General features: G+C 66.1%; 11 protein-coding genes. 7 read left to right on the forward strand and 4 right to left on the reverse strand.

Features of this window, described 5'->3' with window-relative positions:
• Positions 1-30 precede the first annotated feature (30 nt).
• Positions 31-1,161: a YbhN family protein gene (locus tag CH249_RS10830; protein ID WP_179273292.1), complete on the reverse strand. Its 1,131-nt coding sequence runs from the start codon at positions 1,159-1,161 to the stop codon at positions 31-33.
• 9 nt (positions 1,162-1,170) lie between these two features.
• Entirely contained in the window at positions 1,171-2,646 is a 1,476-nt protein-coding gene (locus tag CH249_RS10835; protein ID WP_045200526.1) for an adenylate/guanylate cyclase domain-containing protein, read from the reverse strand.
• A 142-nt stretch (positions 2,647-2,788) separates the two neighbouring features.
• Here CH249_RS10835 and CH249_RS10840 point away from each other — a divergent pair, with 142 nt between their 5' ends.
• From CH249_RS10840 to CH249_RS10855, 4 genes are read left to right on the forward strand one after another with little or no spacing between them, the layout of a single operon-like run.
• Positions 2,789-3,997, forward strand: a complete 1,209-nt coding sequence (locus tag CH249_RS10840; protein ID WP_052683830.1) for an AI-2E family transporter — start codon at positions 2,789-2,791, stop codon at positions 3,995-3,997.
• Positions 3,984-5,153 (forward strand): MacS family sensor histidine kinase, encoded by a 1,170-nt coding sequence (macS, locus tag CH249_RS10845; RefSeq protein WP_094646063.1) that lies wholly within the window; start codon positions 3,984-3,986, stop codon positions 5,151-5,153. The genes CH249_RS10840 and macS overlap by 14 nt, the downstream gene beginning before the upstream one ends.
• Positions 5,150-5,809 (forward strand): response regulator transcription factor, encoded by a 660-nt coding sequence (locus CH249_RS10850; protein ID WP_094683520.1) that lies wholly within the window; start codon positions 5,150-5,152, stop codon positions 5,807-5,809. Before macS ends, CH249_RS10850 begins: the two co-directional genes overlap by 4 nt.
• A gap of 37 nt (positions 5,810-5,846) precedes the next feature.
• Positions 5,847-6,068: a hypothetical protein gene (locus CH249_RS10855; RefSeq protein WP_032396663.1), complete on the forward strand. Its 222-nt coding sequence runs from the start codon at positions 5,847-5,849 to the stop codon at positions 6,066-6,068.
• Positions 6,069-6,070: 2 nt separating this feature from the next.
• Here the strand turns inward: CH249_RS10855 and CH249_RS10860 are convergent, their stop codons facing one another.
• The gene (locus CH249_RS10860; protein ID WP_032396662.1) at positions 6,071-6,460 is read right to left on the reverse strand and encodes a hypothetical protein; all 390 of its coding nucleotides are present in this window, start codon (positions 6,458-6,460) and stop codon (positions 6,071-6,073) included.
• A 109-nt stretch (positions 6,461-6,569) separates the two neighbouring features.
• Between CH249_RS10860 and CH249_RS10865 the strand changes: the two genes are divergently transcribed.
• The 3 genes from CH249_RS10865 to CH249_RS10875 all read left to right on the forward strand — a co-directional run bounded on the left by CH249_RS10865 (position 6,570) and on the right by CH249_RS10875 (position 10,331).
• Positions 6,570-7,682: a glycosyltransferase gene (locus CH249_RS10865; RefSeq protein WP_094683408.1), complete on the forward strand. Its 1,113-nt coding sequence runs from the start codon at positions 6,570-6,572 to the stop codon at positions 7,680-7,682.
• A 21-nt stretch (positions 7,683-7,703) separates the two neighbouring features.
• Positions 7,704-8,354: a DUF1707 domain-containing protein gene (locus CH249_RS10870; protein WP_094646061.1), complete on the forward strand. Its 651-nt coding sequence runs from the start codon at positions 7,704-7,706 to the stop codon at positions 8,352-8,354.
• A gap of 75 nt (positions 8,355-8,429) precedes the next feature.
• A complete protein-coding gene (locus CH249_RS10875) occupies positions 8,430-10,331 on the forward strand; it encodes a DUF2339 domain-containing protein (RefSeq protein WP_179273291.1) in 1,902 nt (633 codons plus the stop codon).
• 158 nt (positions 10,332-10,489) lie between these two features.
• Here the strand turns inward: CH249_RS10875 and CH249_RS10880 are convergent, their stop codons facing one another.
• Positions 10,490-12,643 carry an MMPL family transporter gene (locus CH249_RS10880; RefSeq protein ID WP_094683409.1) on the reverse strand — a complete coding sequence of 718 codons (2,154 nt, stop codon included), beginning with the start codon at positions 12,641-12,643 and terminating at the stop codon, positions 10,490-10,492.
• Between the last annotated feature and the right edge of the window lie 59 nt (positions 12,644-12,702).

Consider the following 12,702-nt stretch of genomic DNA (forward strand, 5'->3'; position numbering starts at 1 on the left):
AGAAGGTGACGGACAACACAGCTCGTGACGCTACGCGGGCTCCGGATCGCCCTTGGCGTCGCGGATGTCCTCGGTACGTCGCAGCTCGGCGGTCTCCTGCCGCTCGAGTGCGATGTCGAACTCGAGATCGGCGTGCTGGTGCTTGCGGAACAGCACGAGAAACACGATCCACCCGACGATGGCGACGAGGATGAAACTCACGCCGCGGTACACCAGGGCCGAGGCGACGGCCTGCGATGCACTGATCGAGGCAGCGCTGGTGAGGAACGCGATGAGGGTGGCGTCGACGACGACGAGGCCACCGGGTGCGAGGGGAACGGATCCGACGGCTTTGCCCGCCGCGAAAGCGATGAGCAAACCGGACAGTCGCGGATCTGCGCCGACGGCGAAGCACGCGAACGCCAAGCAGGCGACGTCGCCCAGTCGATGCACGGCCGACCACGAGAGGGTGAGCGCGCCGTCGCGTTTGCCGAGCTGAACGGACTGGATCTGGCCGATGATCTTGTCGATCCCCTCGGCACCCGCGTCGAGCTCGTGGTTGCGGAACGCGTTGTATCTCCGCAGTCCCCAGCGCGCGACGGTCTTGATCGACTCGGGGTGATCGGAGATGTAGCGAACGGCGGCGACGATGGCGATGACGCCTGCGATCGGAAGCACCACGGTGAACGTGTTGAACGAGCTGCCGACCACCAGTCCGCCCGCAACGCCGAGCACGGCCAGTCCTGCCGCGGCGATGACGCCGGAGATCGCCAACTGCCAGGACGCAACGACCGGGCTCGCTCCCCAGCGGCGTGTCTCGCGATAGGTGAACGCCGTGGAGAACACCTGGCCTGCGGGCAGGGTGAGCGCCATCGCGGTACTGCCGTAGATGACCGCCACGGACTTGCGCTGACGCACCTTCACTCCGCCTGCGTCGAGCAACTGCTTCTGCACCCTGCCGAAAGCGCTCAGCGACACCGCTTGAGCGACTATGCAGGCCGCCAGCCAACCCCAGTGGATCTCGCGGACGGCTGTCCAGGATTCGTGCAGCCGCGGCCACAGGTAGATCGCCTCGCCGACCAGGAGCGCCACCAGGGCGATTCCGGCGATCCACTTGACCCACCGCAGTCGGTTTCGCGGACGCCGCACTGCGGGTCCGCGGGTGGAGCTGGGGTCGGGCACCTTGTCAGACTAACTGTCGCGCGAGGAGGAATCGGGATAGTCCACCGGCCAGGCCAGGTGGGTGGCCCGTCGTCGACCACGCAGTTGCACCTGGTCTCCCAGCTCCCACTGTTCCTGTTCCTCGTCGTCGGCGAAGTACAGGGCCGAGGTCGACGCCAGGACGCGTCCGGGACGCAGTTTGGCGAGCTCGGTGAGTCGCGAGGCCTCGTTGACCGGGTCTCCGATGACCGTGTACTCGAAGCGCTCCGACGCACCGATGTTTCCGGCGACGGCAAGACCCGCGGATACACCGATACCGATGTCGAGGCCGGTGATCTCGTCGAGCGCGAATCTGAGTTCGCGCGCGGCGGCGAGCGCGGCGGTCGGGGCGTCGGGACGATCGAGTGGGGCACCGAAGATCGCGAGGGCCGCGTCGCCCATGAATTTGTTGACGAAGCCGTGATGACGTCCCACGACGTCGACGACCACTCGGAAGAACTCGTTGAGCAGCACCACGACCTCGCCCGGTGGGCGCTCGGAGGCGGTGGCCGTGGAGCCGACCATGTCGACGAACAGCACTGCGACGAATCGTGTCTCGCCGCCGAGTTCGGTTCCGAACTGCAATGCCCGACGCGCCACGTCCTCACCGACGTGTTGGCCGAACAGCTCTCGTAGGACGCGTCGTTCGGCCGATTCCTCCATCATTCGGTTGAAGCCCACCTGCAGGCGTCCGATCTCGGAGCCGTCGAACACGTCGACCTCGACGTCGGTCTCGCCGCGCTGAACGCGCTCGATGGCGCGGTGCAGCTGGCTGATCGGGTCGGAGATCTGGCTCGCGGTGAGCATGGAGAGCACGAACGCCTGCACGATCGCCAGCACGCTGAGCAGGATGATGGCCACCGCGAGCGCGTTGGGAGAGAACACCAGATCGGTGGTGATCTGCGTGGCGCACAGCAGGATGATGCCGATGACGGGCATCAAGGTGCCCAGTCCCCACGTCATGGCCATGCGGGTGCCGACGCCGGGCGTCATGGTGCGGTCGAATCGGCCCTCGCTCAACGCCAGTGCTGCGACCGGTCGCAGGATCCGTTCGCCGAGCATGTACGTGAATCCGAACGTCACGGTGGCGGCCATACCGACGGTGACGATGACGGCGATGGACAGCGACGGCATCTCCGCGATGGTCAGCAGCACGAAGATGATGCCGCCGATGATCCAGAGGATGAGGTGCACGATCGCCTGACGCAACGGCGCGTGCAGCGTCGTCATCTGTTCCTTGCGGGTGGGTGGGCCGCCGCGGAGCTGCCACCTGATCACCGACCGCAGGAGGAAGTACGCATAGATCAGGCTGACGACCAGGGCCACCAGTAGGTACGCCCCGAAGATGTACACGTTGCGCACGCGGTCGGCGACGATCGATTGCGATTCGGGGATGGGCAGGCCGTATCGCACGAAGGCGAACACGAGGACCGCGCCGAAGACGTTGGCGATGAGCATCGAGAGCATATAGAGCGGCCAGCGACTCTTCAGGGTGAGCGAGACCGCTCGGAAAGATGCCAGCACGGGTTAAATTTAGCGGGTGAGCACCGACGAGTTGCGGGCGCAAGGTACGGGGGCGTCCCCGGGCCCCACTTCGGCTGCGGATTCGGTGCATCCGCTGGTGCGGGTCGGCGCGGAATGGACGTGGCGACTGCTTGTCCTGTTTGCCGGATTCATCACGTTCTGCCTGGTGGTGGCCAAGCTCAGCACCGTCGTCATTCCGTTGGGCCTGGCGCTCCTGGCGTCGGCGATGCTCGTTCCCGTCGTCGATTGGATGCACCGACGCGGAGTGCCACGTGCCGTCGCGGTGATCGTCGTGATCATCGCCAGCATCGGTGTCGTCGCCGGGATCATGACCTTCATCGTCGAGCAGTTCATCGAAGGCCTGCCGCAGGTGGGTGACCAGTTCACCCAGTCCATCAACGGCATCGAAGAATGGCTCAGCAACGGTCCCTTGCACATCAGCGAGGATCAGATCAGGCAGGCCACCGACAGCCTCGTCAAGGTCATTCAGGACAATCAGGAAGCCGTCACGAGCGGAGCCCTGACGACCGCGGCGGTGATCGGTGAAATTCTCACCGGCGCACTGCTGACACTGTTCACCCTCATCTTCTTCCTGTACGGCGGCGATCAGATCTGGCAGTTCGTCACCCGACTGGCGCCGACCGCGGCCCGCAGAAGAATCCGCACCGCCGGCATCCAGGGCTTCGGGTCCCTGGTGGGATACGTCAGGGCGACGGTTGCCGTCGCGGCCGCCGATGCCGTCGGCATCGGTGCCGGTCTGGCCATTCTCGGTGTGCCACTGGCTCTTCCATTGGCCTCGTTGGTGTTCATCGGAGCATTCATCCCCATCATCGGTGCGGTGCTGACCGGATTCGTCGCGGTGTTCATCGCACTGGTCACCAAGGGCCTGATCACCGCGGTGATCACCCTCGGCATAGTGGTGGCCGTCATGCAGCTCGAAGGCCATGTGCTGCAACCACTCCTGCTGGGCCGCGCCGTGCGACTGCACCCGTTGGCGGTGGTCCTGTCCATCACCGTCGGCATTCTGCTCGCGGGCATCGTCGGAGGCCTGCTGGCGGTGCCGATCGTCGCCGTCCTCAACACCGCCGTGCGGTCGCTGCTCGCCGACGACCCGGACGAGGTCTACGAGGAACTCGAGGTGCCCGACCCGCTGTATTCCGCCGAGCCGAGCAATCCGGATACTCCGCCCGGAAGCGACGTGCCTGAGCGGCTTGCCAAGGGAGAGTTGACGACCCCGGATACCGAGGCTGCCGATACCGAGACAGCAGGTCCGAAGACCGATGCGGACGGCTGACCGGGTACGGACCACGCTCACCTCGTCCGATCCCGACACCCCGCTCTGGCGGGCCTCGCAGGCTTTCCGGCTGATCACACTGGTCTACGCGATCAGTTATCAGGCCGCGACCGTGGACAATTACACCAACCCGCGGCTGAGCTGGTTCCTCGTCGCTCTGATGGCCGTGTGGTCCGGGGCATCGGCGCTGATGCTCGCACGCGCATCACTGCCACGCTGGCAGGTGGTGCTCGCCGATCAGGTCATCGTCATCGCGCTGATGGCATCGACGAGGTTGGTGGCCGATTACGAGTGGTACAGCACCCGCCAAACTCTGCCGACCACGCTGTGGGCCACCAACGCCGTCATCTCTGCCGCAATCCTGTTGGGCCCCAAGGGCGGAATTGCATCGGGGGTGGCGATGTCGGTGGTCAGCGCACTCGTCCGCGACCGCTTCGACTCCGATCTCTGGTCCGATGCCACCGCCCCGGTCCTGCTCTCGGCCGGACTGGCACTGGGACTGGCGTCGAACACCGCCAGGCGCGCCCACGAAGAATTGCGCCGCGCAGCACTATCGGCCGCGATCACCGAGGAGCGAGAGCGGCTGGCCCGGCAGGTGCACGACGGAGTGCTGCAGGTCCTGGCCCTGGTACGACGGCGTGGTCTCGAAATAGGCGGGCCGGCAGCCGAACTCGCCGAGCTGGCCGGCGAGCAGGAAGTGGCTCTGCGTGTGCTGATCTCGGAACAGGCAGCTCCTCGGGACGACCACACCGGCTCGATCGTCGACGTCAGGGCGCTGCTGCGAACTCAGGCGGGCACATCGATCTCGGTCTCGACGCCCGCCGATCCCGTGCTGGTCGAATCCGACGTCGCCGAGGAACTCGCCGCCGTCGTGGCCACCGCACTGTCCAACGTCGAACTCCACGCGGGAGCCGATGCGAAGGCCTACGTGTTGCTCGAGGACGTCGACGGGGAATTGATCGTCAGTATCCGCGACGACGGCCGCGGAATCCCTGCCGGACGGCTCGCCGCCGCCGAGGCCGAAGGTCGGATGGGCGTCTCGAAATCGATCCTCGGCCGCGTCGAATCTCTCGGCGGTACTGCGATACTCGACACCGACGAGGGTGAGGGAACCGAATGGGAGATCCGCATTCCGCGAGCGAAGGGACCGGAATGACAGAGGAAGCGAATGCCGACATCGCGGTGATGGTCGTCGACGACCACCCGATGTGGCGCGACGGTGTCGCCCGGGATCTCGAGGCCGCCGGATTCCGGGTAGTCGCCACCGCGGACTGCGTTGCCGCTGCGGGGCGCCGCGCCCGAGCGACCACACCCGATGTGGTGCTGATGGACATGCATCTGCCCGACGGCAACGGAGCCGATGCCACCGTCGCCGTCCTGGACGCCTCGCCCGAGACCAAGATCCTGGTGCTCTCGGCCTCCGCCGAACGCAGCGACGTGCTCGACGCGATCAAGGCGGGTGCGACCGGTTACCTGGTCAAGAGCGCATCGGCCGAAGAACTGTTCGACGCGGTCCGTGCCACGTCGGCAGGGCAGGCGGTGTTCACTCCCGGCCTCGCGGGCCTGGTACTCGGAGAGTTCCGGCGGATGTCGTCCTCGCCCGAGCCCGCATCCGACACTCGCCCGACGCTGACCGACCGCGAGACCGAAGTACTGCGCCTGGTCGCAAAAGGATTGAGCGCCAAGCAGATTGCGACCCGACTGACGCTCAGCCATCGCACCGTCGAGAATCACGTCCAGGCGACCTTGCGAAAACTGCAGCTGGCCAACCGCGTCGAACTGACCCGATACGTCATCGAAAAAGGGCTGTGAGGGTTTGCGTCGGTAGCCGAGGGGCACTCTGCATTCCATGACCGACAACGAAAATGCAGTGGACACCACCGTCGACCCGGCGAAGCACTCGAAGGGGGTCGACGCCGATCTCGATCAGACCGGTGCCGAGCGCGACGAGGCTATCGACGAGTTCGACGGCCACCTGGACGGGTCGGGCGAGGAGTCCTCGCTACCGACGCCCGAGCCGACCGACGTGGCCGACAAGTCCGAGGAGAAGACCGTCACACGGTCCGAGTAGCGCTACGGACTGCACAACCTGCCGAGCGCGAACTTGGCGATCGGGACGTACGGCAGAACCAGTGGCAGTGGGCCGTCGATCGTCAGCCACGCCCTGGTCCCGTTGGGTCGTGAGACGACGCCGTGCGTCAGGTCGACCCCGATGGCCTGATTCTGGAACCAGGCCGACCATGCCCACGTCCACGATCGCTCGTCGACCGAATGCACCCGGAAGTCGATCGGCAGCCCGAGCGGCCCCAGCACTCGGCCGGTGGTGTCGGCGTCCAGGCGCTCACCGCGGTACTCGACGCCGATGATCTGTGGAGCCCAGGTCTTCCAGGCCGTCGGTTCCATGTAGCGTTCCCAGACCTCGGGGGCGGGGGCGTTACCGGTCGATTGCAGTGTCACTCGCATCTGCCTCACCTACCCGTTGGTAGCGATCCCCACACAGAATTACGTGAGGGTTCGGCCACTGTCCATCATCGCGCCGTCGGGCGGACTCTCGGCTGGGGAGACTGGTCGGGTGCGCATCGTGCAGGTGGCCAACTTCTACGGACCGAGGTCCGGCGGCTTGCGGACGGCCGTCGACCAGCTCGGATCGGGGTACGTGGCCGGCGGCCACGAGGTGACTCTGATCGTGCCGGGCGATCGACGGAGTGAGACGCTGCTCCCGTCGGGAGTGGTGCGCATCGAGGTGCCGGCACCGCGCATTCCGCTCACCGGTGGGTATCGGGTGGCCGACCCGCGCCGAGTGTCCTCGATCGCGGCCGGATTGCGGCCCGACGTGATCGAGGTATCGGACCGACTGACACTGCGCGGCATGGGGGCCTGGGCCGCGCGCCGAGACGTGCGCAGCGTGATGATCTCTCACGAACGTCTGGACCGTCTGCTCGCGCAGACGATGCCGATGCGCTGTGCTCGCCCCATCGCGGACCTGGCCAATCGGCGTACGGCCGAGCAGTACGACGCCGTCGTGTGCACCACGGAGTTCGCGCAGCAGGAATTCGAGCGCATCGGAGTGCGCAACGTGCACCGAGTGCCGCTCGGCGTGGACCTCGACCTTTTCCATCCGCGGCGTCGGCACGTGGGCAACCGGTCGGCCTGGTTGGGCGACGCCGATCGCCTGCTGGTGCACTGCGGCCGGCTGTCGGTGGAGAAGCACGTCGAGAGAAGTATCGATTCGCTTGCTGCGCTGTGTGATTCGGGAATGCGGGCGCGGCTGATCATCGCCGGCGACGGCCCCCGCCGAGCCGGCCTCGAACGACGTGCCCGCGGCCTACCCGTCGACTTCCTCGGCTTCGTCGACGGCAGAGCGGCCGTCGCAGCCCTGCTGGCCTCCGCGGACATCGCTCTCGCACCGGGACCGCACGAGACGTTCGGCCTCGCTGCGTTGGAATCGCTCGCCGCGGGCACCCCCGTCGTCGTCTCCGAGACCTCGGCGTTGGCGCAGATCGTCACCCCACACTGCGGCGGATCCTCCGAGAACACCGCAGACGGATTCGCCGCCGAGATCGAACGAGTACTCGAACTACCGGTCGACGGCCGCCGCACCGCCGCCAGGTTGCGCGCCGAACAGTTCGGATGGCCGGCGTCGGTGTCCGGAATGCTCTCCGTTCTCGGCGGTCGCGCAGCCTGAGATCTTCGCTACCCTGAACCCATGGAGGCGAGGGATCTGAGAGTGTCCGATGCCGAACGCGAACACGTCGGGCAGCTTCTGCAGCGCGCGGTGGGCCAGGGCATGTTGTCGCTCGGTGAGTTCACCGAGCGAATGGACACCGCATTGGCGTCGAAGACCCGCGGTGAACTGAACTCGGTACTCGCCGACCTGCCCGGGATGCAGATCGCCGAGGAACATCGCCCGGCACCGAAGCCCTTTCCCGCGCCCACCTCGCAACCGACGGCGCGCCGCGTCGTTCACGAGCATTGGGGACACGGCAGCGGCGCGTCGGACACACTGCGCGGCACCATGTCCACCATCACCCGCAAGGGACCGTGGAACGTGCCGCCGAGCATGCGCGTCTCCACCCGCATGTCGACGGTGACACTCGACTTCACCCAGGCGGTCATGTCCACGCAGGTGGTCGAGATTCACGTCGACGACTACTGCAGCACCGTGACACTGATCGTGCCCACCGAAGCGACAGTCGATCTCAACCGCGTCGAGACGGTGGCGGGTAGCGCCACCAACAAGGTCCGCACCGGGCCTCCGTACGGGCCGCTGCATCTCGTGGTCTCGGGCAAGGTTCGCTTGGGTTCGGTGACCGCCAAGCATCCCTTCGGTAGCTCGATCCGTCGTATGTTCGGCTAGCGAGGCGCTTCTACTCGAGCAATCCGAGTAGCACTACTCACGCTTTCCGGCCGCCACGGTCGCAGGATCTAACCCATGACTTCTCCCCAGAGCTCCGGGCTGGATCCGCAACTCGTCGCGCGACTGTCCAGCCGCTTCGATTCATTGGGCGACCACATGCGCCAGGTGGCCGTCGACCTGCAGAACCTGCAGTCCCAGCTCGGTGCCACAACGGCTCCCGCTCCCACGCGGCAGGCGTCGGCACCGGCAGCTCCTGCCGTTGCGCCTCCGGTGGCGTCACCACCGCTGCCTCCGCAGCCCTACGGTCAGCCGTTCGGCCACATCGTCCGTCAGCCGGTGGGGCAGCAGGCAGCTCGGCCCCAGCCCACCATGACCTACCCCGCACCACCCAGTGGACCGGTCGTCGCGCCTCGCCCGCCGGCTCCGCCGCGCGAACCGTGGTGGCAGCGTGACGGTGTCATCAGTCGTCTGCTGGCTGTCGCAGGCGCAGGCGTCACCCTCGTCGGTGTCGTGATGCTGCTCGTCCTCGCCGCACAGGCCGGGTGGTTCGGCCCTACGCTGCGGGTCGCCGCGGGCGCAGTGTTCTCACTCGCGCTGATCGGTGCAGGTGTCCGAGTGTTCGGCCGCTCCGGCGGACGCATCGGCGGAATAGCCCTCGCCGCCACCGGCATCGCGGGCCTGTACCTCGATGTACTCGCGACGTCCGTCCTGTACGGCTGGCTCGATCCCGTACTCGGGCTGATCACCGCATTCGGAATTGCCGCAGCCGGAACGGCACTCGCAGTGCAGTGGACGTCGCAGCCGATGGCGGTGCTGATTCTCGCCGGTGTCGCGGTGTGTGGACCGGTGCTGACCGACGGCCTCACCCTGACCCTGATCGCATTCCTCATCGCCACGTACGTCGCCAGCTTTCCGGCTCAGATCGGCCGCAATTGGCCACTCCTGCAGGTCGTTCGGACCGTACCCCTCGTCGGTGCGGTGCTGGCTGCCATCGCGAGTGTCGATCTGTCCGGATCCACCGGCGACCTCTGGCTGCTCCTGGCCGTCGTGTCGGTGGCCGTCTTCGGGATCGGAACCTCACTGGAGTTGCTGCGCCGCAACGTCTCCGATGTGGTCGCCACCGTCATGATCGCTCTCGCGTCTGTGCCGGTGCTGGTCTCTGCCGACGTTTTCGATCGCGCCGCGACCGTCTCTGTCCAACTGGTTCTTGCTGCTGCAGCCGTGGCGATCGTAATTCTGGTGAGGTGGTTGCCAGGGCACGCTCGCATCGCCGTCGCGGTGATCGGAGCGCTGGCGACGCTGCAGGCCGCAGTCGAGTCGACGACCCTCGAGATTCGCCCGGTGGTGCTGTTCGCCGTCGCGTCGGCACTGATCGCGGTGGCCCACAGCACCCGCTCGACACTCGCATACTCGATCGGCAGCGGATTCGGCGTGATCGGCGCACTGATGTTCGTCTCGGTCAGTCCGCCGCAGGCGCTGCTGGACTCCGATCACGCAGTGGGCAGCGTCGGTATCGCCCTGGGCGGAATCCTGCTCGCTGCAACGGCATTCGCCTTCGCATACGTGCTGGCCGAACTGAAACCGGTCGACGACGGACTGCGGACCCTGGGCATCGTCTCCGGCGTACTCGCGCTGTACGGCCTGACGGCGGCAACGGTGACCCTCGGCATCGGAATCGGTGGCGAAACAACGGGATTCACTGCAGGCCACACCGCGGCGACCATCGAGTGGATGATCGCAGCCTTCGCACTCCTGGCATTCGGGTTGCGCAGTGTCACCCACGCGCATCTGGCACTGCTGGCCGGACTGTCCTTGACCGCGGCGGCCATCGCAAAACTGTTCCTGTTCGACCTCGTCGCCCTGGACGGACTGTTCCGAGTCATCGCCTTCATCGCAGTGGGACTACTGCTGCTGATCGCGGGCACCCGTTACGCGAAGGTGTTCGCGGACCGAGAGAGTGCGGCAGTGTCTTCCTGACCTCCCCACACCGCGTGAATGGACCATTGCATACGTCTGAGGAGTGCAGTGGTCCATTCACGCGTCCGACCCGAGCCCGGCCACACCGCATCAATGGACCATCGCATACGTCTCGGCGGTGCAGTGGTCCATTGACGCGTTGTGGGGGCGGCGGCGCGTCAGTCGTCTTTCGGAGCCGTTTCGCCCAGTCCGAGTCTGCGTTGCATGCGCTTCATGCCCGCCGGTGCCCACCAGCTCGCGTCGCCGAGCAGTTTCATCGTCGCGGGCACCAGGAACATGCGAATGACGGTGGCGTCGATGATGAGGGCAGCGATCATGCCGTACGCGATGTACTTCATCATCACCAGATCCGAGAACGCGAACGCTCCGGTGACGACGATGAGGATCAATGCTGCCGCGGTGATGATGCGACCGGTGTGCGAAGTGCCGATGTGAATGGCTTCGCTTGTGCTGGAGCCATTTTCGCGTGCCTCGACCATGCGGGAGAGTAGGAACACCTCGTAGTCGGTGGACAGCCCGAACACGATGGCGGCAATCAACAGCAGAATCATCGCCATGATCGGCCCGGGCGTGAAATTCAGCCACGCCGCGCCGTGGCCGTCGATGAAGATCCACGTCAGAATGCCCATCGTGGCACCGAGCCCGAGGGTCGTCATCAGCACCGCCTTGATCGGCAACACCAAGGATCCGAACGTCAGGAACATCAGTACGGTCACGACGATGACGACCAGCACCGCCATCAGGGGTAGACGATCGACCAGCGCATCGATCGAATCCCGTTCGATCGCAGGCGTTCCCGTCACCTCCATCGAGGTGCCCTCGGGAGTGTCGATGCTGCGCAGGAACTCGATGGCGGGCGCTGCGTCGTTGCGATCGATCAGTCCGGCCTTGAAGACGATGATTCCGTCCTTGCTGGCACCGACCGGGGTGAACTGCTCGACCAGGCCCGGCGCGTTGTTCGCCTGGGTGGTGATGGCGGCCAGGTTCGACCCCTGGGCGTTCTGGATGACCAATTCGATCGGCTCGGTGCGCTGGCCGGGGAACAGTTCGTCGAACCGTTCCTGCGCCACCCGCGTCGGATTGTCCGGTGGCAGATACGTCTCGTTGATGCCACCGAACGCGAGGTTCCCGATCGGAAGCGTCAACGCCAGCAGTCCGAGCACGATCGTGACGACCACCTTGATGGGGTTGCGCATCACCCAGGTGGTGAGCTTGCCCCACATCCCGTTCTCGATTTCCTCCGACGACTTGGTCTTACGCATGAACGCCAGGCCGAGGGCATCGACGCGTGGGCCGAGAATCGACAGAATGGCCGGCAGGATGGTGATCGCGTTCAGTGCCGCGAGAGCGACCGTCGCGATCGAACCCAGGGCGACCGACCGCAGGAACCCGTGCGGAAACAGCAAGAGACCCCCGAGGCAGGCGACGATGATCGTCGCCGAGAACGCCACCGTCCGACCGGCCGTCATGACCGATCGACGGACGGCATCAGGCGTCGACCGGCCGTCGCCCAGTTCCTCTCGGAAACGCGACACGATGAACAGTCCGTAATCGATCGCCAAGCCGAGTCCGACCAGCGACACCACCGGTGCAACGAAGGTGTTCACGTCGGTGACGTGGGTGAACAGCTTCACGATGCCGTTGGCGCCGACGACGGTCAGCGCGCCGACGATGAGCGGAAGCGCAGCGGCCACGACGCCGCCGAACACGAAGAACAGCAGCACTGCCACCGCCGGGATGGCAAGGATTTCCATGCGGTGGATGTCGTCGGTCATCGTCGACTGCAGGGCGGCCGCCACGGCCTGTTGGCCGGCGACCTGTACGTCGACGCCGTCGATGTAGAACGCGCTCTGGACGGCCTGGAAGTTCTCGGTCAGCTCGGTGTCGTCGGTACCGACGATGGCGATGCTCGCGATGGCATGCTGCTTGTCGGTGGTTCCGAGCGCCGCCAGCACCGGGGCCTCGGCAGTCCGGAAGTAGCTGGCGTTGATCTTCGCGATGCGGTCCGGGTGATCGGACACCAGCGAATCGAGACTGCCGACGACCGCAGCGTCGAACGCCGGGTCGTCGATGGTCGACCCCTCCGGCGCGGTGTACAGGACGATCACATCGCCCTCGGTGTTACGGCCGAACGTCGCCTCGGCAAGGTTGTTCGCAGCCGCGGATTGCGACGTCGGATCGTCGAAGCCGCTCTGGCTCAAGTGGTCGGTGAGATCCCAGCCGTACGCGGCCAGGATCGACAGTCCGGCCACCATGACACCGAGAACGGTGTACCGGAGTCGGTGGACGAACTTTCCCCATCGAACGAACACGTGTGTGTAACTCCCCCTGGATGCACGCGACTACCGTCGCCACGTGAGTGAACCTCGGC

Source organism: Rhodococcus sp. 05-2255-3B1 (genome assembly GCF_002258545.1).
In the GTDB taxonomy this organism is placed as follows: Bacteria; Actinomycetota; Actinomycetes; order Mycobacteriales; family Mycobacteriaceae; genus Rhodococcoides.

Excerpts from the sequence above, each read along its gene's own strand:
- CH249_RS10860 (WP_032396662.1), bottom strand. The coding sequence starts at position 6,460 with ATGCGAGTGACACTGCAATCGACCGGTAACGCCCCCGCCCCCGAGGTC.
- CH249_RS10875 (WP_179273291.1), top strand. The coding sequence starts at position 8,430 with ATGACTTCTCCCCAGAGCTCCGGGCTGGATCCGCAACTCGTCGCGCGA.
- CH249_RS10855 (WP_032396663.1), top strand. The coding sequence starts at position 5,847 with ATGACCGACAACGAAAATGCAGTGGACACCACCGTCGACCCGGCGAAG.
- CH249_RS10870 (WP_094646061.1), top strand. The coding sequence starts at position 7,704 with ATGGAGGCGAGGGATCTGAGAGTGTCCGATGCCGAACGCGAACACGTC.
- CH249_RS10850 (WP_094683520.1), top strand. The coding sequence starts at position 5,150 with ATGACAGAGGAAGCGAATGCCGACATCGCGGTGATGGTCGTCGACGAC.
- macS (WP_094646063.1), top strand. The coding sequence starts at position 3,984 with ATGCGGACGGCTGACCGGGTACGGACCACGCTCACCTCGTCCGATCCC.
- CH249_RS10835 (WP_045200526.1), bottom strand. The coding sequence starts at position 2,646 with ATGCTCTCGATGCTCATCGCCAACGTCTTCGGCGCGGTCCTCGTGTTC.